This window comes from Shewanella sp. 10N.261.52.F9 (genome assembly GCF_041471165.1).
Taxonomy (GTDB): Bacteria; Pseudomonadota; Gammaproteobacteria; order Enterobacterales; family Shewanellaceae; genus Shewanella; species Shewanella marinintestina.
In genome coordinates this window covers 1-20,734 of record NZ_JBFRNX010000009.1, presented here as the reverse complement: position 1 = coordinate 20,734, position 20,734 = coordinate 1, and the positions used below count along the sequence as shown (strand labels likewise).

At 44.3% G+C, this 20,734-nt stretch carries 25 protein-coding genes; 23 read left to right on the top strand and 2 right to left on the bottom strand.

Going from position 1 to position 20,734, the window contains the following annotated elements; all coding sequences use genetic code 11:
* Positions 1-14: 14 nt before the first annotated feature.
* Entirely contained in the window at positions 15-743 is a 729-nt protein-coding gene (gene flgA, locus AB4298_RS06955) for a flagellar basal body P-ring formation chaperone FlgA (protein ID WP_371986169.1), read from the bottom strand.
* 102 nt (positions 744-845) lie between these two features.
* Between flgA and AB4298_RS06950 the strand changes: the two genes are divergently transcribed.
* The 12 genes from AB4298_RS06950 to AB4298_RS06895 are packed head-to-tail and all read left to right on the top strand — an operon-like array spanning position 846 to position 10,782.
* Positions 846-1,196, top strand: a complete 351-nt coding sequence (locus AB4298_RS06950) for a flagellar basal body rod protein FlgB (RefSeq protein WP_249000223.1) — start codon at positions 846-848, stop codon at positions 1,194-1,196.
* A 6-nt stretch (positions 1,197-1,202) separates the two neighbouring features.
* Positions 1,203-1,622: a flagellar basal body rod protein FlgC gene (flgC, locus tag AB4298_RS06945; protein ID WP_249000222.1), complete on the top strand. Its 420-nt coding sequence runs from the start codon at positions 1,203-1,205 to the stop codon at positions 1,620-1,622.
* On the top strand, positions 1,622-2,284 hold the full coding sequence (locus AB4298_RS06940) for a flagellar hook capping FlgD N-terminal domain-containing protein (protein ID WP_249000221.1): 663 nt from the start codon (positions 1,622-1,624) through the stop codon (positions 2,282-2,284). The genes flgC and AB4298_RS06940 overlap by 1 nt, the downstream gene beginning before the upstream one ends.
* Positions 2,285-2,306: 22 nt before the next feature.
* On the top strand, positions 2,307-3,515 hold the full coding sequence (flgE, locus tag AB4298_RS06935; protein ID WP_249000220.1) for a flagellar hook protein FlgE: 1,209 nt from the start codon (positions 2,307-2,309) through the stop codon (positions 3,513-3,515).
* A 9-nt stretch (positions 3,516-3,524) separates the two neighbouring features.
* On the top strand, positions 3,525-4,259 hold the full coding sequence (locus tag AB4298_RS06930; RefSeq protein ID WP_249000219.1) for a flagellar basal-body rod protein FlgF: 735 nt from the start codon (positions 3,525-3,527) through the stop codon (positions 4,257-4,259).
* Positions 4,260-4,297: 38 nt separating this feature from the next.
* On the top strand, positions 4,298-5,083 hold the full coding sequence (gene flgG, locus AB4298_RS06925) for a flagellar basal-body rod protein FlgG (protein ID WP_249000218.1): 786 nt from the start codon (positions 4,298-4,300) through the stop codon (positions 5,081-5,083).
* Positions 5,084-5,133: 50 nt separating this feature from the next.
* The gene (gene flgH, locus AB4298_RS06920) at positions 5,134-5,802 is read left to right on the top strand and encodes a flagellar basal body L-ring protein FlgH (protein WP_249000217.1); all 669 of its coding nucleotides are present in this window, start codon (positions 5,134-5,136) and stop codon (positions 5,800-5,802) included.
* A 35-nt stretch (positions 5,803-5,837) separates the two neighbouring features.
* Positions 5,838-6,968 carry a flagellar basal body P-ring protein FlgI gene (locus AB4298_RS06915; protein WP_371986168.1) on the top strand — a complete coding sequence of 377 codons (1,131 nt, stop codon included), beginning with the start codon at positions 5,838-5,840 and terminating at the stop codon, positions 6,966-6,968.
* The gene (locus AB4298_RS06910) at positions 6,968-7,381 is read left to right on the top strand and encodes a rod-binding protein (RefSeq protein ID WP_249000215.1); all 414 of its coding nucleotides are present in this window, start codon (positions 6,968-6,970) and stop codon (positions 7,379-7,381) included. Before AB4298_RS06915 ends, AB4298_RS06910 begins: the two co-directional genes overlap by 1 nt.
* Before the next feature lie 45 nt (positions 7,382-7,426).
* Positions 7,427-8,800, top strand: coding sequence for a flagellar hook-associated protein FlgK (gene flgK, locus AB4298_RS06905; protein WP_371986167.1), 1,374 nt, complete (start codon positions 7,427-7,429; stop codon positions 8,798-8,800).
* A 10-nt stretch (positions 8,801-8,810) separates the two neighbouring features.
* Positions 8,811-9,728 carry a flagellar hook-associated protein FlgL gene (flgL, locus tag AB4298_RS06900; RefSeq protein WP_371986166.1) on the top strand — a complete coding sequence of 306 codons (918 nt, stop codon included), beginning with the start codon at positions 8,811-8,813 and terminating at the stop codon, positions 9,726-9,728.
* A gap of 34 nt (positions 9,729-9,762) precedes the next feature.
* Complete coding sequence (locus AB4298_RS06895) at positions 9,763-10,782, top strand: hypothetical protein (protein WP_371986165.1); 1,020 nt, start codon at positions 9,763-9,765, stop codon at positions 10,780-10,782.
* 60 nt (positions 10,783-10,842) lie between these two features.
* Here the strand turns inward: AB4298_RS06895 and fliB are convergent, their stop codons facing one another.
* Positions 10,843-12,018 carry a flagellin lysine-N-methylase gene (fliB, locus tag AB4298_RS06890; protein ID WP_371986164.1) on the bottom strand — a complete coding sequence of 392 codons (1,176 nt, stop codon included), beginning with the start codon at positions 12,016-12,018 and terminating at the stop codon, positions 10,843-10,845.
* A gap of 230 nt (positions 12,019-12,248) precedes the next feature.
* Between fliB and AB4298_RS06885 the strand changes: the two genes are divergently transcribed.
* From AB4298_RS06885 to AB4298_RS06835, 11 genes are all read left to right on the top strand, one after another.
* Complete coding sequence (locus tag AB4298_RS06885; protein WP_249000210.1) at positions 12,249-13,064, top strand: flagellin N-terminal helical domain-containing protein; 816 nt, start codon at positions 12,249-12,251, stop codon at positions 13,062-13,064.
* Between the two features lie 288 nt (positions 13,065-13,352).
* A complete protein-coding gene (fliD, locus tag AB4298_RS06880) occupies positions 13,353-14,732 on the top strand; it encodes a flagellar filament capping protein FliD (RefSeq protein WP_371986162.1) in 1,380 nt (459 codons plus the stop codon).
* 14 nt (positions 14,733-14,746) lie between these two features.
* Positions 14,747-15,127, top strand: a complete 381-nt coding sequence (fliS, locus tag AB4298_RS06875) for a flagellar export chaperone FliS (RefSeq protein ID WP_249000208.1) — start codon at positions 14,747-14,749, stop codon at positions 15,125-15,127.
* A complete protein-coding gene (locus AB4298_RS06870) occupies positions 15,096-15,422 on the top strand; it encodes a hypothetical protein (protein WP_249000207.1) in 327 nt (108 codons plus the stop codon). Before fliS ends, AB4298_RS06870 begins: the two co-directional genes overlap by 32 nt.
* Entirely contained in the window at positions 15,415-16,509 is a 1,095-nt protein-coding gene (locus tag AB4298_RS06865) for a flagellar hook-length control protein FliK (protein ID WP_371986161.1), read from the top strand. Before AB4298_RS06870 ends, AB4298_RS06865 begins: the two co-directional genes overlap by 8 nt.
* 15 nt (positions 16,510-16,524) lie before the next feature.
* Entirely contained in the window at positions 16,525-16,968 is a 444-nt protein-coding gene (locus tag AB4298_RS06860) for a flagellar basal body-associated FliL family protein (protein WP_371986160.1), read from the top strand.
* 11 nt (positions 16,969-16,979) lie between these two features.
* Entirely contained in the window at positions 16,980-17,702 is a 723-nt protein-coding gene (gene fliA / locus AB4298_RS06855; protein WP_371986159.1) for an RNA polymerase sigma factor FliA, read from the top strand.
* 14 nt (positions 17,703-17,716) lie between these two features.
* A complete protein-coding gene (gene motA, locus AB4298_RS06850; protein ID WP_249000203.1) occupies positions 17,717-18,574 on the top strand; it encodes a flagellar motor stator protein MotA in 858 nt (285 codons plus the stop codon).
* Complete coding sequence (locus tag AB4298_RS06845) at positions 18,574-19,596, top strand: flagellar motor protein MotB (RefSeq protein WP_371986158.1); 1,023 nt, start codon at positions 18,574-18,576, stop codon at positions 19,594-19,596. The genes motA and AB4298_RS06845 overlap by 1 nt, the downstream gene beginning before the upstream one ends.
* A 102-nt stretch (positions 19,597-19,698) precedes the next feature.
* Complete coding sequence (locus AB4298_RS06840) at positions 19,699-19,983, top strand: hypothetical protein (RefSeq protein ID WP_371986157.1); 285 nt, start codon at positions 19,699-19,701, stop codon at positions 19,981-19,983.
* 506 nt (positions 19,984-20,489) lie between these two features.
* Positions 20,490-20,734 (top strand): hypothetical protein (locus AB4298_RS06835; RefSeq protein ID WP_371986155.1); only part of this gene is annotated, 245 nt, incomplete at its 3' end.

Here is a 20,734-nt window from a genome sequence, read left to right as displayed (position 1 = left end):
CTCACGGCAAATAATTAAAACTGAGTCGCTACACGTCCAGGTGCAAGTGGATAAGCAAAAATGACCTTACCAGAACTCAGGTTTCTAACTCTAATAGCCTCTCCCGCACCACCCGCCTCTAACGCTTCGCCCTGCATCTTGGCATAGAAACCATTACTACTCGCTTCAATAATCACTCGGTCACCAATATTTACCCAGTTAGGTGCCGTGACCTGCACCGCTTTTATGGCTTTATAACGACGAATTTTACGCTGCACTTGCTGACCTACAATCTGTTTTGCATCGGTGATTAAGTCTTTGTCACGTGCTCCCAGCCCAATGCTTTTCCACTCAATATCGGCCGCAGTAATCAACTCACCCCGCTTGAGTACTCGATTAAGTACTGGGATGGTTGCAGTCACAGCGACAGAGGCTCGCACATACAAACTCCAACCAAGTTCCTGACAACTGATCTTGCGCTGAACATTACCAATTGGAATGCCGCTGGCAGCATCGACAGCTAATTTTTTAGGACACAGTGGCAAGCGCTTAGCTCCTGATGGGACTTTAATATTCAGCATAAAGTCGACCTGTTTTAAGCCTGCCTGCTGCTGCCATTGGCGTATTTCAGTACTAAGCAACTGCTGTAGAGCATACTCAATCTGCTCTGGCGTTGTGTGGCTTGTTTGCGCTGCACTAAGCTGCGGAAATAAACAGGAAACAATGAAGAGGAAGTAGGAAATAGAGATTCCGTTACTTGACACCAAATTAAAGCAAACCATTGAAAATCCTAATTTAATAATACTGGCACACTAATTGATTGTTCATGCAGCAATAAATTTGGACATACCATACTAGGAGTCGTAATGGCTATCAACCTCGATGCCGCATTAGGCATTCACCCACACACACTCGACTTTCGCGTTGAGCGCAGCAAAGTCTTGGCAGGTAACTTAGCCAATGCCGAAACTCCTGGCTACAAAGCACGTGATCTCGACTTTAAAAATGTGATGTTGCAGATCAATGCAGGCATGTCTCCAGAGCGTAATTTTCAAGCAAGCTATCGTGTGCCTTACCAAACCTCGGCCGACCAAAATACGGTTGAGCTAGGTAAAGAACAAGCGCGCTACTCACAAAATGCGATGGATTACCAAACCAGCCTGACTTTTCTCAATATGAAGATTTCAGGTTTACGCACAGCAATCGAAGGTCAGTAAACCACTATGTCATTTGCAGAAATCTATCAAATTGCTGGTGCGGGAATGAACGCCCAAACCATTCGTTTAAATACCGTTGCTAGTAACTTAGCTAACGCTGGTGCTGCGGCTGAAAACCCAGACGAGGCCTTTCGCGCCCTGAAACCCGTGTTTTCGACCATTTATCAGCAAACCCAAGAAGGCCAAGTGGCAGGGGCTCATGTTGAAGTTGCGGCAATAGTGCAGTCCGATGCGCCGCTCGACTTACGTTATGAGCCAGACCATCCCTATGCCGATGAACAAGGTTACGTAGCCTACTCCAACGTTAACACCGTAGAAGAAATGGCCGACATGATGGCGGCAAGCCGTTCATTTGAAACCAATGTTGAAATCATGAATCGAGCCCGCTCAATGCAGCAAGGCTTACTGCAACTGGGAGCGAAATAATGAACGTCACTAGCGCAACTAATAACAACACTAATCCTGTTGATGCCATCGTTAACTCTCCGGGTAACGACGCCGCATCCATCAAGAACGAATTTATGACCTTGATGATTGCCCAAATCCAAAACCAAGATCCTACCAACCCAGTTGATGGCACAGAATACGTAACTCAGCTGGCACAGTTTTCTCAGGTAGAGAGCTTGGAGCAGATGCGCGCTAACCAATCGACACAAATGGTGATTATGGAAAACCTTGGCATTGTGCAATCAGCACAACTAGTCGGTAAAGACGCTATGGTGCCAGCCTCAGAGTTCAACATCGAAGAGGAGCCGCTAGAGGGAAAAGTCTTCCTAAATAATGCCGTCGAAGAACTCAATATCGATATCGTCGACGCCAATGGTGAAGTGGTACATACCCTAAATTTAGGTTCACAAGAAGTCGGTGACACACCTTTTACTATCGACCCTAAAGCATTAGGCCTACCTGCTGGCGAATACAGCATTGTTGCTAATACCACTGCGGGTGAAGTAACCAAGAAAGCTGACACATTTGTAAAAGCAGAAATCGAAAAAATTCATTTTATCAGCGCGTCAGGAATGATGATGGCTGAACTAGGTAATGGCCTTGGCACGATTTCCGTGCTGGAAATCTCTGAAGTTTCATAACTAATTTTCAAGGACTTAATTTATGTCGTTCAATATTGCGTTAAGTGGCTTACAAGCAACCACACAAGATCTCAACACCATCAGTAATAATATCGCTAACTCGTCGACAGTCGGGTTTCGTGGTGGTCGCAGTGAGTTTTCAGCGATTTACAATGGCGGCCAAGCCGGTGGCGTAAACGTAATGTCCACCAGCCAAAACTTCAGTAGTAGCGGTAGCTTAACTTACACTGGACGCCAGTTAGATATGGGCATTCAGGGGGAAGGCTTTTTCGTACTAAGTGGCCAAGATGGCACCACCACTTACGCTAGAGCCGGCATGTTTAACCAAGATGCTAATGGTTTTGTTACCGACCCAGCAGGCAACCGCTTACAAGGTTACTCAGTTAGCGCAGCAGGAAATCTGCAAACAGGTAACGTAGCCGACCTACAAGTACAAGCGGGTTCATTACCAGCAAAAGCCACCAGCGATATTGGCTTGGTTTCAAACTTAGATGCTCGCGTAGAGGCTATAGACCCAGCGGTGACACCTTTCGACTCAGATGACGCTTCAACCTACCACTCATCAAGTACTGTTACGGCTTATGACTCGCTAGGAAAAGAGCATGCATTAACCCAGTATTACGTTAAGACTGACGACAATACTTGGTCTGTGCACTACATGATGGGTGACACCGATGTAACGCCAACAGGTGGTCATGAACTAGAGTTTGACTCAGACGGTATGCTGACTAGCGGCGCAGATATCAGTCTAGATATTACCGACCCGAATATTGTTGGTGGCGCGTCAGATCTCAACCTCGCTCTAAGCTATGACAAGAGTACCCAGTATGCCTCTGATTACAACAACTCTAGCCTTAGCCAAAACGGTTACACCTCTGGTGAGCTAAACGGCATCCGCTTAGATGAAAGCGGTATGCTTTTTGGTACTTACACCAACGGCCAAGAACAACTACAAGGCCAAGTGGTACTGGCTGACTTTAACAATCCTAACGGTTTAACGCCGATCAGTAATAACGCATGGACCGCGACTAATGCCGCTGGGCAGCCAATTATTGGTACGCCAACAACCGGCACCTTAGGCGCAATTGCGGGGGGGTACCTTGAAGGCTCAAACGTCGATACCACCGCTGAGATGGTCAACCTAATGACCGCCCAACGCAACTACCAGTCCAACGCCAAAGTGTTAGACGCTAACTCAACCATGCAGCAAGCCTTGCTGAACGTGATTTAGGCCTAATCCATGGACAGAATGATTTATACCGCAGCCAAGGGGGCCGCCAGAGTCATGGAGGCGCAAGCTATTCGCGCCAACAATTTGGCCAATGCTGACACAACGGGGTTTAAAGCAGACTTAGAGCGCGTTAATGCCATGACTGTAGCCGCAACCGGTAACAGCTTGCAGACCCGCGTGCTAGCGCAAACCCAAAGCAGTGGCTTTAGCCAGCAAAGCGGCGCCATGAACCCAACTGGCAGAATCTTAGATCTGGCGATTAATGACGCAGGTTTATTTGCCGTTATGACTGAAGACGGTGAAGGCTATACCCGCTCAGGTGCGATTCAGCCAGATGAAAATGGCCAATTAACCCTAGATGGTCGCCCTGTTGCCGGAGTTGATGGGCCAATTGTGCTACCAGAGTACCGCGAGCTATTTGTTGGTGAAGATGGCCGACTCAGCATAGTGGCTGACGAAGGTGGCGTGATTGAAGAAGTTGGCCAGCTTAAGCTAGTTAATCCCGATATCAACACGATGAGCAAAGGCTTAGATGGCTTACTTTATACCCAAGACCGCCAACCTTTACCTGTTAATGCCGAGGTGACGGTCAGTAGTGGGTTTCTTGAAGCCAGCAACGTGCAAGCCGTAAGCGAGCTTATTGCTGCAATGGACTTAAGTCGCCAATTTGAAGTGCAAGTCAAACTGATGAAGAGTGCCGAAAAGCTGGCAGAAGCAGGTAACCGCCTGTTACGTGACGCCTAATCTCAGTTTTTGAAGCCTATTTTTAAGGAAATACCGCTATGCAATCAGCTTTATGGGTCAGTAAAACCGGCTTAACCGCCCAAGATACTAAGATGACCACCATTGCCAACAACTTGGCAAACGTAAACACCACCGGCTTTAAACGCGATCGTGTGGCATTTAATGATCTGTTTTATCAAGTGCAGCGCCAACCTGGTGGCCAAGTTGATGAGCAAAACGAACTGCCATCGGGTTTACAGCTAGGTACTGGTACTCGCGTAGTTGGCACGCAAAAGGTATTTACCCCAGGTGACATGCTGACCACTAATCAGCAGTTAGATTTAGCGATTGAAGGCCAAGGCTTTTTCCAAATTGAAGAAGCCAATGGTGAAGTCAGTTTTTCACGTGACGGTCAATTCTACCGTGACAGCGAAGGCTTAATGGTCACCTCTCAAGGCTTACCTTTAGTACCCAATATTGAGATCCCTGAAGACGCTCTAACGGTGACGATTGCCAGCGACGGTGTGGTATCGGCACAAATGGCTGGTCAAGCCGACGCCCAAGAGCTAGGGCAAATTACCTTGGTTAACTTTACCAACCCAGCAGGTCTTGAGGCTCGTGGCAACAACCTTTACCGCGAAACAGGTGCATCAGGCGCCGCCGTTGAAGGCATTGCAGGTGACCAGGCTTTAGGCCAGATCCGCCAAGGCGCACTCGAAGGCGCTAACGTTAACGTTGTTGAAGAGATGGTTGAGATGATCTCAACCCAACGAGCTTATGAGATGAATGCCAAAGTGGTATCAGCGTCAGATGACATGCTCAAGTTCTTAAACCAAGCGCTGTAAACCAGCACGCTATCGACTAACAAATGATGATATTCAACATAGGAGCCCGTATGCAATCTCTTTGGTTAAGCTTAGCAATGGCAATGTTATTGTCTGGCTGTATTGCTCATATTCCAGAAGCAGATACTGCGCCGGGTAAACCTGAGTGGGCTCCACCAGAAATCGATTACAGTCTGCCACCAGCAGAAAATGGCAGTGTTTATCGTCCTGGATTTATGCTGACGTTATTTAAAGATAAACGTGCATTTCGCGAGGGCGACATTCTTACCGTCGCTCTCGACGAAAAGACTTACTCAAGCAAACGTGCCGACACCAAAACCAGTAAAACAGGCGGAATGTCGATTGATGGCCAAGCTACCACGGGTAGTAACGCTATCAGCGGCAACGGCGAAGCAAATATGGGACGCTCGTTCAATGGCACAGGCTCTAGCACTCAGCAAAACCAATTGTCGGGCTCTATTACTGTAACCGTCGCTAAGGTTCTCCCCAACGGTGCACTGCTTATCCGTGGTGAAAAGTGGCTACGCCTCAACCAAGGTGACGAATACCTGCGTCTACTTGGGCTTATTCGCGCCGATGACATTGGTAACGACAACACAATTTCCAGCCAACGTATTGCCGATGCGCGCATAATTTATGGCGGCCAAGGCGCCATTTCAGATAGCAATCGAATGGGTTGGGCGGCGCGATATTTTAACAGCCCATGGTTCCCATTGTGATCAGCCGTTTCCGTGTAAAAGTCAGGATTGTGTTAATGAAAAAAATTGCCCTGTTTATCGCCAGCGTACTGTTGAGCCTATCACCTTTGCTACCCGTCCAAGCTCAGGTACAGCACAGATATTTAATGGATATTGTTGATGTACAAGGGATCCGTGATAACCAACTTGTAGGTTACGGATTAGTCGTTGGCTTAGATGGCACCGGTGACCGTAATCAAGTGCGCTTTACCAGCCAGTCTATCGTCAATATGTTGAAGCAGTTTGGGGTGCAGATTGATGATAAAACCGATCCAAAGTTAAAAAACGTGGCTGCGGTCGCGGTACATGCCACAGTGCCACCATTAGCAAGTCCCGGACAAACATTAGATATCACAGTGTCATCACTCGGTGATGCTAAGAGTTTACGTGGAGGTACGCTACTGATGACACCTATGCGCGCTGTTGATGGCGAAATTTATGCTGTTGCCCAAGGCAATTTAGTGGTTGGCGGCGTCTCGGCGCAAGGTCGAAATGGGAGCTCTATTACCATTAACGTGCCAACCGTAGGCAATATTCCCAACGGCGCCCTACTCGAAGCCGATATGAGCAGTGACTTTAACGATAACGAAAATATCGTGCTTAACCTTATCGATCCCAGCTTTAAAACGGCCCGCAACATTGAGCGTGCAGTCAATGAGTTATTTGGCCCTGACGTTGCTGAAGCAGACAGCAGCGCCAAAGTGATTGTACGTGCGCCAAAATCAAATCGTGAACGCGTGACCTTTATGTCAATGCTTGAAGAACTACAAATTGAACAAGGGCGTAAATCACCACGAGTGGTATTTAACAGCCGCACAGGCACAGTTGTAATGGGCGGTGACGTCGTGGTGCGTAAAGCGGCTGTTAGTCATGGCAACCTTACCGTCACCATAGTTGAAAAAGAATCGGTAAGCCAACCCAATGGTGCCTACTTAGGCCAAGCGCAGGGCGAAACCGTGGTTACTACCGACAGCCAAGTCGATATTGATACAGGCAATGGGCATATGTTTGTCTGGCCAGAAGGCATTGCGCTTAATGATGTGGTGCGTGCAGTCAACAGTTTAGGCGCATCACCTATGGATCTCATGGCCATTTTACAAGCCTTAAATGAAGCCGGTGCGCTTGAAGCTGAATTGGTGGTGATCTAATGAAAATCGACAATAACCATAGTTATCTTAACCAGCTTGATGCCGGCGACTTAATCAAAGCTAACGGCGAGTACGGCGCACTTAAACTAGTTAGTCAGCAGTTTGAAGCACAGTTTTTACAAACCGTATTAAAGCAAATGCGATCAGCTTCTGATGTGATGGCTGATAAAGATAGCCCTCTGTCGTCGCAAAATGACGGTATGTATCGCGACTGGCATGACGCCGAACTTGCAGGCCGTTTAAGCCAGATGCAAAGCACGGGGTTAGCTGAGGTAATGACTAAACAATTATCGGCAGGACTTAAGTCTAGCCCTGAGACGGTCGCCTCTAATAATCAACCAAACAATGGGCCGACAACTCACGCGATGCAACCTGCATTGATACTGCCCTTTATTAGCAAATTACCTGAGTAAATGAACAAGTAATTAACTCATTTACACCACAGATAAGGATTTAACATGAGCATGCTCAATATTGGTATGTCTGGGCTTAATGCCAGTATGGCAGCCTTGACCGTCACCTCAAATAACCTTGCTAGCGCTATGGTTCCGGGTTACTCACGCCAACATGCCATGCTCAGCTCTGTGGGTAATGGCATTTATGGCAGCGGCTCAGGTGCTATGGTTGATGGCGTACGCCGTATTTCAGACCAATACGAAGTCGCGCAGCTGTGGAATACCACCAGTAATTTAAGCTATACCAAAACTCAGTCGAGCTACTTTGGTCAGGTAGAGCAGATCTTCGGTTCTGAGGGCAATAATATTTCAGCAGGATTAGACCTACTATTTGCCTCGCTCAATTCAGCAATGGAGCAACCAAATGAAATAGCTCATCGCCAAGGCTTTTTAAATGAAGCCAAAGCAATAACCCAGCGCTTCAACTCTATTAGCGAAGGCTTAAACGCACAGGTTTCACAAATCGAAGGGCAGATCCACGCTTCAGCTAAAGAGATTAATGCGCAACTTGCCACCATCGCCAGTTTTAATACCGATATTCAAAAAGCCAAGGCTAGCGGCAATGTACCATTAGCCTTGTTAGATGCTAGAGACGCTGCCGTTGATGACTTATCACTGATTATTGATGTTAAAGTGGTAGAAGATGCCGATGGCATGCTCAATATCTCTTTAGCTCAAGGCCAGCCGTTACTTTCGGGCACCACGGCATCAAAAATTAATGTCAGCCCAGATCCGACATCTCCACGCTTTAATCAAGTCAGTATTCAGTTTGGCCAATCTAATTTTCCACTAGATGAAACTGCTGGCGGCAGCTTAGGCGCACTCATTGATTATCGTGATAACAGCATGGTTGACTCACTAGCCTTTATTGACGAACTCGCGATGACCATGGCCGATGAATTTAATAATGTTTTAGCAGCCGGTACCGATTTAAATGGTAATACGCCAACCACACCACTATTTAGTTATGACCCAACCAACCCAGCGGGCAGTTTAACCCTAAGTACAGGTTTTAGTGCCGACATGCTGGCATTTGGTAAAGATGGCAGTCCAGGTGACAACAGCAATCTAAAAGATCTTGTCGAACTCGCGAACAAGAACATCTCATTTAGCTCTATGGGCGTAGATGCCACCATGGGCGATGCCTTCGCCAGTAAAATTGGTGAGCTCGGCTCCGCCTCACGCCAAGCTAAAATGAGCCAAGATACTGCTGAAAAGTTGCAGTTAGAGGCGCAAACTCAATGGGCAAGCACCAGCGGTGTAAATGTTGATGAAGAGGGGGCCAACTTAATTATGTATCAGCAAGCATATCAAGCTAATGCCAAAGTCATCGCGACTGCAGACCAGTTATTTCAAACCATTTTGAACAGTATTTAAGGACATTTGTATGCGCGTTAGTATGATGAATCTTTACAGCAACAATTTACACAGCCTACAAAAGTCGACGTTTGATATCTCTAAGCTCAATGAAATGATGTCGACGGGCAAATCCATTTTACGTCCGTCAGATGATCCTATTGGCTCAGTTAAAGTCATTGGCAGCCAAAGAGACATGGCCGCCACCAATCAATACCTTGAAAATACCGAGTCTTTGTCGACTAGCTTTGACCGCTCAGAAACCTATATGTCGAGCATGGTTGAGCTCCAAGGTCGTATGCGCGAAATCACCATTTCAGCAAGTAACGGTAGCCTATCGCCAGAAGACAGATCCGCTTATGCCGCTGAAATGAACGAATTGCTGGAAACCTTTGTAGATACGGTCAATGCCAAAGATGAAGCCGGTAACTACCTATTTTCAGGCAACAAAACAGACACAGCGCCAATAGGTAAAGATGCCGACGGTAATTACGTTTACCAAGGCGATAGCAACACCCGAGAAGTACAAACCTCAGGTTCATCTTGGATGACCGCCAATAGCACCGCGGCTGATTTTTTATTCTCCAATGGCAGCGCAGATATCCTCAATCAGACTAAAGATTTTATTGCAGCGCTAGAAGATCCTGCACTAGCTCCAGGTGATGCTGCGTTTGACCAAGTAGCCATTGATATGCAAACCAGCTTAGATGACAGCCTTAACAGTATTAGCTCTGCCATTACAGACATTGGCGGCAAGCAAAATACTCTGAGCTTAGTGCAGTCTTCCCATGAAGAACGAGTGCTATTTAATAAAGAGGTTATTGGTGAAACTGAAGGCTTAGACTATGCCCAGGCAACGGCAGAGTTCAATGTTAAGCTGACAGCATTAAAAGTGACTCAGCAAACCTTTGTGCAAGTATCGCAACTATCACTGTTTAACCACCTGTAGATAACATTCAATTATTTAACTTAAAGAAAATTCGATGCTAAATGGAATTTCAGACTCTCTTCATGTCCAACAGCGTAACCCTAGGGTTGCGCCAACGACGGTTGCCTCTCCATTACTGCCTGAGCGCAACAATAACCAAGCTGCGACTATTCCCAGCCATCGATTAGAAAGCTATAACAAGTGGGCTAAAGTCACTCAAGGACAACATAAAATCAGTGCACAACAAGTTGCTGAACAAGGATTGCAGCAGGCAAAAAACTTATTAAAGCAGCTAAATAACCAAGGGCAGCAAGCTTTAAAAGCTAGCGTAGACAGTGAATTTATTGGTCGCGCCCAGCAATTGCAACAACGATTATCTCAGCTAGATATTCGCTATTTAGATGCCCCGCTAATCGATCACCAGCTCAATCTTATTTCAGCCAATCGGCCAGCAGCAATGCATAGTTTTAGCTTAAAATCGGTAGATCTTACGAGTCCTAAACCCCGTGACGAAATTGTTCAAATTCAATTAGGAAAAGACTCAACCCAAGTGCTTTTGCCTGCCAATGCTCAAGCACATGAATTAACGGCAAAGCTCAAACAAGGGTTTGCCGCACTTGATATTGAGGTGCAGCAATCAACTGACAATCGGACAATATTTAAAAGTCACCCCCAGCAATGGCAACAAATTAAGGCTGGAATATTGATGACCGGGCAAGGGCAGCGTCTGCCTGCAGGCGATATAAGAACCATAAAAGTGCAACCCGAACTCAGCTGGCAAGATCCACAGCAATGGCGCTTCAATAGCCACGAAGAAATTAAGCAATCACTCGCTAAAGTGGCTAAGTCAGCCCATAAAGTCGATACGCAATTAAAAGAGCTACAAACCAGCCAGCTACATATTCAGCAACAGCTGCACAAAGCCAATAAGCTAAAAGATGTGGGGCTAAATATAGACTCAACTTTAAATGATCTAGCAAACCTTATGCAGCCATCGCCTTTTAAACTGAAAATAAACTCCCTGATGGCACAAGCTAACCTCACCCGGCCACATGTGTCTTCTTTATTGGCTTAAATATCAATTGAGCTCGGCGTCATCCTTAATGGTGACGCCTTATTTTTTAGCGCTATATTGCTAAGCGAGTAAAGTTAAAATTGCCGCCAAATCATCAAACTTCGACTGCTTCAATATCCCAGTAACATACTGACTATAGTTAGCTTTATGTTGGCGATTGGTATGGTAAACCTGAAAACACATTATAATATCGTGCTCAGACAAGCCTTGGTGATAAGCCGCCATCACCGCTAAATAACAGCGCAACATAAATAGATCTGTCAGCATCACCCGAAAAGCCTCTGAAGGCGTTAATGCATCAACTTGTGGAAACTGCATATGGTAGAAATAGTAAAGTAAGTAACGGCTAAACAATGCTTCATGGCCAACAAGCGCGGGTAACGCAACATCCTGCCAAGCTTGGTTAATACTGGCCATGCTGATGTTTTTCTTGTCATCCGCTAACGCGCAAATCGCTTTATTTATCAATTCAAATCGGCTGCGGCCACGTCTTACTTTATTGGTGTTGAGCCATAATTGAATCGAGGTAAACGCATTCATTTGATGAATGTCAGTATCTTGATTAAAGCCGTCAAAATGCTGCTTAAGCTGGCCGTTCTCACTTAGGATAACCAACTGTTGAAACATATCGTCAATAGCGCTGCTTTTTAGTTCTTGATTAGCCACCCGATCTGTCGTCTTCATCAAAATACCAATCGCGGTCAAACCCAACTCTAGTGGCTGACCAGGCTTTAACAGTAACTGAATTGAATAGTCGTAAGCCTTTTCAGCCCAAAGTGGCGCGGACTTAAGGCGTTTATCATGATGAAACTCACGCTGTTCAAACAGAAATGGATTAGGCCTAAACAAGACATTACGTGCCGCTTCAGGGCAAGATAGAGATAGACTTTCATAACGATCATTGCCACGCATGTGTGCCATTCGAGGGTAGGTTTTGCAGGTATTACTCAGGAGGGATTCACCCGCTTTAGCATGGATCTGGCATAGATTGTTGTCATCTAAAAACCCACAAGCACCATTTTCATTGAGCACAGCCTGCGCCCAAACCCCTTCACTTTTCTTTACTTTTTTAAGTGCCGTTTGGGCTAATTCTTTCAGTTCTTTATGAGCTAATGTTTTTTTATAGCTTTGTTTATCAATATGAATATTCCAGCCATAACAGCAGCTATCTTCACATTCGCTGCCGATACAATTGAAGTGGGTGACAAATTGAGGTCTAACAAGTGAGTGCTTCATTATCGTTCGCTATGATTAAGCCTAAATATGCTTATCTATAGCGACAAAAAGCCAATTTTTCTAAAACTTTGCTTTTTTTAATCTAATTTTTGTAAATTATTTAAATATTAAAATCATAGGCTTAACCATATTTTTAAAAAGATTTTCAGCCCTGCTTTCAGTTTTCGATTTAGGCGTCGTTTTAAGTTTATAGACAACAAATAACCCGTTAAAACTCAAAGGAATATCCTATGTTATCTGTAATGACTAATAACGCGTCAAACATCGCTCAAAATGCTGTCACTAAAAATAACGACCTTCTTGGCAACGCTATGGAGCGCCTATCAACAGGTCTTCGTATCAACAGCGCTGCTGATGATGCAGCGGGTCTACAGATTGCGACTCGCCTAAATGCTAACGTAACAGGTATGGAAACTGCTAATCGTAACGTTTCAGATGCAACGTCAATGCTACAAACTGCTGACGGCGCACTAGATGAGCTAAACAATATTGCTTCTCGCCAAAAAGAACTAGCAACTCAAGCAGCTAACGGCGTGAACTCTGCTGAAGACATTAAAGCGCTTGGTGCTGAATACAAAGAACTTAACGCTGAAGCTAACCGTATTATCGACAGCACGGAATACGGCGGAAACAAGCTATTCACTTCTTTAGATGCGGGTGTAGGCTTCCAAATTGGTGCTTCTAACACAGCTTCTGAGCAGTTAACTGTAACGACTAAAGTCGCTGACGTTAAAGCGCTATTTGTTGGTGATATTACTGACTCTGCGACAGCAAAAGCTCAAATCGACAACGTTGATGCAATCATTGATGCTGTTGGTACAGAACGTTCTAACTTAGGTGCGAGTATCAACCGTCTAGGTCACACGGCATCTAACCTAACTAACGTTACCGAAAACACCAAAGCTGCTGCTGGTCGTATCATGGACACTGACTTTGCTGTTGAAACTGCTGCGATGACTAAGAACCAGCTACTGGTTCAAGCAGGTACAAACATTCTGTCTTCTTCAAACCAAAACACTGGTTTGGTTATGGGTCTATTGGGCTAATCTTCCTCCCTTTTATCCCGACCTCAAAAAGAGCCTTAGGGCTCTTTTTTATTGATAAAAAATCCCGCTTTCGCTTCAGCCTCCCTCAGCAAATGTCGCCTTATATCAGATAAGGGTTTGCAATAAATCAACCAATTTCAATAACGGAAGTCCTACTTCCCTTTATGCCATGGGAAACGGAAAAACCCAGGTCATAGCAAGCACACACCAAGAGCACAACCCTATAAAAACAACCACTTAAATATATGGCACAAAGGTTGCCATTAATAGACGAATTGGAGAGATCAAATGATATCAGGTATGGGTGGCGCCACATTCGCCGAACAACTTATTGCCGCTGAGCGTATGGGCAAAGATCAGATATTTGAAAGCAACAAGACCAAGTACGAATCACAACTTGATGCTTATAAGATCCTTGAACGCAGTCTAGATAAAATGACCAGTAATCTTGAAAAGATTAACGGTGATGCCTTTGAGAGCAAAACCTCATCAATCAGCGATGACAATGCCAGCATCACGGTCGAAAGTGGCGCACCAGCGGGTAACTATGACCTGCACGTACAGCAACTTGCGCAAGCACACCAACTGACTAAAAATTTCGCTAGTGAAGATACTTTAATTCCAACAACAGGTGTACTTGAAATCCAACTTGGCGGTAAAAGTGTAAGCCTAGATATGGCAGTGCTCAATCCCGATGGCACAGCTACCGTCAAAGATCTCACCAGCATGATCAACGAGCATCCAGACAACCCAGGAGTTCAAGCTTCTTTGGTACGCACTGGTGGCCAAGTTGAGCTTATGCTTTCTTCGAAGGAATCTGGCGCAGCAAACAATATCAATGTCACTATGAATGGTGCCGATTGGGGCGTGACTGAACGCCGCGCAGCACAAGATGCCATGGTCAATCTAAATGGTATCGATATCACTAGTAGCAGCAACAATTTAGCCAATGTTATCGACGGCGTATCAATCGAGCTTAATAAAGCCCATACCGCTGGTGAAAGTAGCAGTATTAGAATCGAATCAGATACCGACGCCAGTGAGAAAGCCGTAGAGGACTTTGTCGATATCTTTAACGATTTAATGGATGAGATTAACAAGTTGACTCGCTCAATGGGCAGTCAGGAGTTAGATGATCTCAACAAAGAAAACGAAGATAAAGATAGCGATACCGATGACAAAGATGAAGACGATAAAGATGACGACTTTAACTCTTCAATTACCGAAGACCAATTAGGCGTACTTAAGGGCGATTCAAGCATCAGAATGCTGCAACAAGGTATGCGCAACGCCATATTTGATAGCGCTTCTAACGGCATGCGTTTATCGGATATTGGCGTTGAAATGGGCCGTGACGGCAAGCTTGATATTGATTCAAACAAGCTATCAAAAGCACTAAAAGATGATCCTGATGCGATACAAGCCATGTTTACCGACAGTGGTAGCTATATCGATAGACTCGACACCCTAATTGACCCTTTCACCAAATTCCAAGGCTCGATGGATCTCAAAAAAGACAATCTTGAAAAGCAGATTGAACGTGTTGAAACCAGCATGGATAACCACGATCGCCAAATGGAACAAAGATACCAAATTTACCTTTCACAGTTTACCGCAATGGAAAACACCATTAACCAACTTAACTCAGCCAGTGCGCTGTTTTATTAAGGAATTCTAGCAAAATGTTAAACGAGCACGATCCTTTTAATGCTTATAAGCAAACCTCTATTAATGCTAGAGCTGCAGCTGCAAACCCACATGAAATGGTGCGTATGTTGCTTGATGGTCTACTAGAAGAGATCGAACGCGCTGCAGGTTTTATGCAAAGAAAAAGCTATGAGGATAAAGGTCAAAGCATCAATAAGTGCCTAAATATCGTTCACGGTTTGGATTCAATGTTGGATATCGAAAATGGTGGTGAAGTCGCGACAAAACTGAATCAGCTTTATGACTACTGCAGTCGCCAATTAGTCGTTGCTAGTGTTGAAAACAGCACTAGTGCACTCACTCCTATTACCAAGGTGATTACCGATGTCAGATCTGGATGGTCCAATCTCAATTGAGCAATGGCAACGGTTTGAAAAAGCCCTGCAGTTTCACGCTCAAGCACAGGATTGGGAAAAATTGGCAATAGTAAATCAAAAAATGATTAATGCACTGATAAAAGCGGGTAAGCCTACTTGCCGCTCACAGCTAGTTGCACGCCAGTCTCTCGCAAATACTCATCAGGCTATAGTGCAGCAATTGCAACAAGCACAAGGCCAATTAAAGCAAGAGATGGATATTTTTAAGCAGCAACAAGATGGCCTTGCTGCTTATCAATTTACCTGCGCAAGCGGTGGGGTTAACTATGAATAACTCAGTATTAATCAATACTACGCCCACTACTAACCCCTTGACTAACGGCCAGATAAAGCCTGCATCATCGGTGACAAGTTATGACAATGCTGACACTGAAAGCGTTAACGAAGCTGTGCCTTTCGCATTGGCTCAACCGCAGACAATCTTGCCTCCAGATAGCATGAATAGACTAGCGAATACGACTTATACATCTGAAAGTTCTGTTATAAACACCCAAATAACTACATTAGGTTTAGTCGCTAACAACGCCATTTATAGCCAAAATAATGCCAGCCAAATAGATGTTTTAGGTGATATTCAAAATAGAATAAATCAAGCTTTTCTAGGTAAACAACTTACATCAGTAACGGCAAATAGCGTCACTTCACATCTCCAAAAATCGCCTGAAAATATAAATTCAAATCTAGAAAAAAGCCTTACAAACACCCAAAACACGATTAGCTTTAATAATGCAAACCTAGTTAAACAATCTAACACTTTAAACTTAGATTTAGGGTTAACAAAAACGCTGAATAACACGGCTATATCGCATATGTCTGCGCTACAAACGTCATTCAATGGACAACAGCTAGATGCGACTAATCTAGATGGCCTTGATTCAATGACTAATCAGTTAATTAGTACCAATACCCGCTCACAAAGCGCTATTGCACAGTGGGGACCAGTATCTGTAACTCAGTCGGCACCGCTACTACAGCAAGCTCAAGATATGCTTTCGCCCCTAAGAGAACAGATTCGTTTTCAAATAGATCAGCAGATAAAGCAAGCCGAGATCCGTTTAGATCCACCAGAACTAGGCAAAATTGAACTCAACGTACGCTTAGATGGTGATCGCCTACATATTCAAATGCATGCCGCCAACTCAGTCATTCGTGATGCAATGTTAGCTGGCCTCGACAGGTTACGTAGCGATTTAGCTAATGATCATGGCGGCTTAATTGATGTTGATGTGAGTCAAGGCGAGTCGCAAAACAAACAGCAGCAAGACCCAAACCAACCTGTTATCTCAATTGCAGGAATGCATGAATCAGCTGCAGAGAGAACTGTTCCCCCTCAACAAGACTACGTTGATTTGCTTGCATAATTAAGGACTAAAACTATGGCATTAACTAAAAAAATCACTATTTCTGCCTTACTTCTAGGCTGGACAGCCGCTTCATTTTGGCTTGGAGCACAGTCTCCACAACTGCTTAATAAAGACTTGTTTTCTACAGAGAAAACTCCCCCAACAGCACAATTTTACCCATTAGAAAAGTTCGTTATCTCTATTCCTGGTGACGAATACCCTCATTACCTATTGCTCGAAATGGCTTTCAAAAGTCGCTCTACGAACGTAGCTCACACCATTGAGCAAGCAGATCCAGTTATTAGAAATTCATTAATGAAGATGTTTTCCAACAAGCACTTTAACGAGCTAAATAACGCTAAACAATTTGAATCGTTACAAACAGAAGCACACAACTTACTGTCGGTTGTGCTGGCTAAAAATGACTTCGCCATTGAATTAGATGAAGTCTTATTCACTCGTATGGTTATTCAATAAAGGTCTTTGCAATGAATACAGCCCAATCTGCGTACCAAGAAGTAAGTGAAGATCCTGCGGTAAGACGACTTTCTGAAGGCCAGGTTATGACGCAATACTTACCCTTAGTAAAACGTTCAGTATCCCAACTAAGAAGCCATTGTGGTTCAGTTTTAGCTATCGAGGATATGGAGCAGATTGGTTTAATGGCACTGCTCGAGTCTGCGAGACGCTACCCTGGAGAATATGATAACGGCTTTATTTCTTTTGCTGGTCAAAGGATACGAGGCGCAATTTTGGATGAGCTACGCCGTCAAGATTGGCGCCCAAGGCCTGTAAGACAGCAAGCCCATGAGCTAAATGACATGGTTAGAAAGCTGACTCGTCAGCTAGAGCGTGAGCCTAGCGACAAAGAAATTGCCGCGGCTATGTCTCTTAACCCTATTGAATACCGCGAGCGCCTATTTGCTTCACAATCAGAATCCATGCATAGCTTAGATGAACTAATTAGTGATGGACGCCACTTTGTTGATAGCAATGATGTATTGGAGCAATTTTCAGCAAAAGAATATTTATTCCAGGCAATTTCAAAATTAAACAAAAGAGAACAGGTGATCCTGTCGCTTTACTATCAACATGAACTTAATTTAAAAGAAATTGCCGCAACATTAGGTCTGACAGAAACTCGGATTTGCCAACTGCATAAACAAGCCGTTAAGCAACTTCACAACGTCTACCACCAATGGGAACGGTAATCAGGTGAGATAGAATGAGTAAACTGTTAGGGCTAGTAATCATAATGTTTTCAGTATTTGGAGGCTATATTTGGGCTGGAGGAGCATTGGTCTCTTTATGGCAGCCAGCTGAAATACTGATCATTTTTGGCGCAGGTATTGGCGCTCTAGTGATAGCAAATCCTAAACCAGTCCTGATAGAAATGGTTGAGCAACTTAAAGAGTTGTTTCGTGTTGAACAAGAAGATCCTGAGCTTTATCCTCAGCTTTTTGGCCTAATGGGCATGCTAATGTCTCAAATACAGGCACAAGGATTACGCATTCTTGATGACCACATTGAGAACCCTAACGAAAGCTCGCTGTTTCTAATGTATCCCGCGGTATTAGAACATCCCAATGTACTTAGCTTCCTTATCGATAACCTGAGATTACAATCTATCGGTAAAATCTCACCTCATGACTTAGAGCATATTCTAGAAGAAGAGATCCACCGTATCGAAGAAGATAGAATGCGTCCATCTCATGCTCTAAGTAAAACAGCAGAAGCTATGCCAGGCTTTGGTATTCTAGCTGCAGTAATGGGGATTATTATTACCATGTCTAACATAGACGGCCCCATAACCATGATTGGTGTAAAGGTTGCCGCTGCATTAGTGGGCACATTTATTGGTATCTTTGCCTGCTACTGTTTATTCGACCCTCTTTCTAAAGCACTTGAGCATTTGGTAGAAAGAAAGTCCGCTCAAATGCGTTGTGTCGCAGCAGCCCTAACCGCATTTGCCAAAGGCAAACCACCGATGCAAGCCATAGATGCCGGACGCAAACAGATCCAAAGTGAAAATCGCCCTAGTTTTATTGAGCTTGAACGTTGGATGGCGGAGCAAAAAAGCTAATGTTAATCAGACCCGAGCCAATTATCATTCGCCGAAAAAAACGCACTAAAACTAAGTCAACCCACGGTGGCGCTTGGAAGGTTGCTTTCGCTGATTTCACATTAGCCATGATGGCGCTCTTTATGGTGCTATGGATAATGCAGATTGCTGATCAGCAAGAAAGAACCATGATTGTGCAGTACTTAAACGGCGACCTTTACGATAACGGCTCGATTAATCCCTTTGATTTAGGCGGCGCACCTTCAATGTTGGATTTCAACGGCAACTTAGGTATTCAGCAAGCCGTGCTGCCAGCAACCTCAACAGGTGTAGATAAAAGTGGCCCAGCCATGCATAACCGTATTCCTTTTGGCGAGGAAAATGCTAAAGCCGGTAGAGGTCCTAAACTAAACGCCTTAGTACCGGGAAAATTTGAAACCCAAGCACAACTAGAGTTTCTTGCACGAGAAATCGATAATGTCATTCGTGATGTAAGTATGGGGGCTAATGTCGAACTGCAAGTAGTACCGCAAGGCGTACGTATATTAATGCATGATAATATACATCAATTTATGTTTACTCGTGGCAGCTCAGAGATGATGCCATACTTTGAAGATCTATTAATGGCATTAGGCCCATTATTAAGCCAAGTAGAAAACAAAATAACCATTTCAGGCCACACAGACTCTAGTCCTTATGCAGGTAAAAGCTTTACCAACTGGGAGCTCTCAAGTAAACGTGCACTTTTAGCAAGAAGGGTATTAGAATACGGCGGAATTAATCGCAACCAAGTCATTCAAGTAACAGGCATGGCTGATCAAGTACCTTATATTGCCGAAGATCCAGCTGCCGCAGCAAACCGCCGTATAGAAGTATTAGTAATGACCTCAGCTGCAGAAAACCAACTTAAGCAGATGATGGGGTTAACCGTTGAAGACAGCGCTGCAAAAAGTGTACTAAAACAGGCAAAGCAGGTAGCAGAAGCCAATCAAACTCGGGTTCGATACCCACAATCATGGACGACTAATAACGACTCGCAATAAGTTTATCTCAGACTCACCTCATCAGTAACAAACTTTAAATCGGCTACTTTCGATTTAATTGCTAAACAACCAGGGTATTTAGTGAAATATAAGGAGATCACAATGCCTGCTTCATATATACGTAAAGGACCTGACTTTCTGCAGAAACTTTTTCTATATTTGATTTTATTCGACTGGGTTGTATTGCTTTACCTATTTGTAGAAATAAAGAGTATGTCTTTTCGTCATGGCGCTATTACGTCAGTGATGGTGGTCATCTTTAATCTTATTCTAGTCAACCTATGTTTCAAGCGTGCCCGTAGGGCAGAAGACAGTTACCAAATTTATCCCGTGATAATGGGCGCATTAATGTCCTTCGTTATCATCGCCTACTTCTTTTTCTTCTAGTACTACAGCTTCAGTGTCCGTTGCCCTTAACGGACACAAGCTTGCCAAATCCCTGTAAGAGCGATTAAACAACACAATGCTAGCCCCGTTGCGGTTTCTAAAACCAAAATATTCTTCATCCCTATGCTTTGTCCCAATTTCCTGACAGGAATTTAAATCTTAGTTTTACAGATATATATCAGCCTTTCAAAACTCAGCGAATCATATTGAAATTCCGACTAAGGTATCGATAAATCAGTAACTAGAAACCAACTGTGCCTTTGAGGGGTTAGAAGGCTCAAAGTACTTTGCAATCTTGCAGCGCATCGGGAGGATTTAAATAAGAATAATGATTTATATCTATATAACGGATTCATAGTCTATAAAAAATCCGAACGTATTTATCTCGCTGTAACTCCCCGCTAGAAATGCTCTACGACTCTGGTGAGTGTATCAACTATCTAGGAGTACACACTCACTTTATAGCGAGTCGCGGAAGTAAACATATAGGTCTTTTGGATATGGATATGCAGCGATTGAATGCCTTGAAGTCTGAATTTCCTGCAGGTCAAAAGCTCTCCGCGTTCATCCCTTGCATCAAGCTTCGTTTGATAAGCACAAGGACCTCACCCTACTCCACATGCGTACTGAACCTCACTGCGTTCGGGCTTTTTATTTCACCATGTTCGTTCGGTCATCTTTCCAGACAAAAACGAAAAAAGCCCGTTGCATTAGCAACGGGCTTTCTCGTTATTTGGCGCCTGGAAATGAC

Bases quoted from the DNA above. Each gene is read 5' to 3' on its own strand.
- AB4298_RS06950 (WP_249000223.1), top strand. From the start codon at position 846: ATGGCTATCAACCTCGATGCCGCATTAGGCATTCACCCACACACACTC.
- flgC (WP_249000222.1), top strand. From the start codon at position 1,203: ATGTCATTTGCAGAAATCTATCAAATTGCTGGTGCGGGAATGAACGCC.
- AB4298_RS06940 (WP_249000221.1), top strand. From the start codon at position 1,622: ATGAACGTCACTAGCGCAACTAATAACAACACTAATCCTGTTGATGCC.
- flgE (WP_249000220.1), top strand. From the start codon at position 2,307: ATGTCGTTCAATATTGCGTTAAGTGGCTTACAAGCAACCACACAAGAT.
- AB4298_RS06930 (WP_249000219.1), top strand. From the start codon at position 3,525: ATGGACAGAATGATTTATACCGCAGCCAAGGGGGCCGCCAGAGTCATG.
- flgG (WP_249000218.1), top strand. From the start codon at position 4,298: ATGCAATCAGCTTTATGGGTCAGTAAAACCGGCTTAACCGCCCAAGAT.
- flgH (WP_249000217.1), top strand. From the start codon at position 5,134: ATGCAATCTCTTTGGTTAAGCTTAGCAATGGCAATGTTATTGTCTGGC.
- AB4298_RS06915 (WP_371986168.1), top strand. From the start codon at position 5,838: ATGAAAAAAATTGCCCTGTTTATCGCCAGCGTACTGTTGAGCCTATCA.
- AB4298_RS06910 (WP_249000215.1), top strand. From the start codon at position 6,968: ATGAAAATCGACAATAACCATAGTTATCTTAACCAGCTTGATGCCGGC.
- flgK (WP_371986167.1), top strand. From the start codon at position 7,427: ATGAGCATGCTCAATATTGGTATGTCTGGGCTTAATGCCAGTATGGCA.
- flgL (WP_371986166.1), top strand. From the start codon at position 8,811: ATGCGCGTTAGTATGATGAATCTTTACAGCAACAATTTACACAGCCTA.
- AB4298_RS06895 (WP_371986165.1), top strand. From the start codon at position 9,763: ATGCTAAATGGAATTTCAGACTCTCTTCATGTCCAACAGCGTAACCCT.
- fliB (WP_371986164.1), bottom strand. From the start codon at position 12,018: ATGAAGCACTCACTTGTTAGACCTCAATTTGTCACCCACTTCAATTGT.
- AB4298_RS06885 (WP_249000210.1), top strand. From the start codon at position 12,249: ATGTTATCTGTAATGACTAATAACGCGTCAAACATCGCTCAAAATGCT.
- fliD (WP_371986162.1), top strand. From the start codon at position 13,353: ATGATATCAGGTATGGGTGGCGCCACATTCGCCGAACAACTTATTGCC.
- fliS (WP_249000208.1), top strand. From the start codon at position 14,747: ATGTTAAACGAGCACGATCCTTTTAATGCTTATAAGCAAACCTCTATT.
- AB4298_RS06870 (WP_249000207.1), top strand. From the start codon at position 15,096: ATGTCAGATCTGGATGGTCCAATCTCAATTGAGCAATGGCAACGGTTT.
- AB4298_RS06865 (WP_371986161.1), top strand. From the start codon at position 15,415: ATGAATAACTCAGTATTAATCAATACTACGCCCACTACTAACCCCTTG.
- AB4298_RS06860 (WP_371986160.1), top strand. From the start codon at position 16,525: ATGGCATTAACTAAAAAAATCACTATTTCTGCCTTACTTCTAGGCTGG.
- fliA (WP_371986159.1), top strand. From the start codon at position 16,980: ATGAATACAGCCCAATCTGCGTACCAAGAAGTAAGTGAAGATCCTGCG.
- motA (WP_249000203.1), top strand. From the start codon at position 17,717: ATGAGTAAACTGTTAGGGCTAGTAATCATAATGTTTTCAGTATTTGGA.
- AB4298_RS06845 (WP_371986158.1), top strand. From the start codon at position 18,574: ATGTTAATCAGACCCGAGCCAATTATCATTCGCCGAAAAAAACGCACT.
- AB4298_RS06840 (WP_371986157.1), top strand. From the start codon at position 19,699: ATGCCTGCTTCATATATACGTAAAGGACCTGACTTTCTGCAGAAACTT.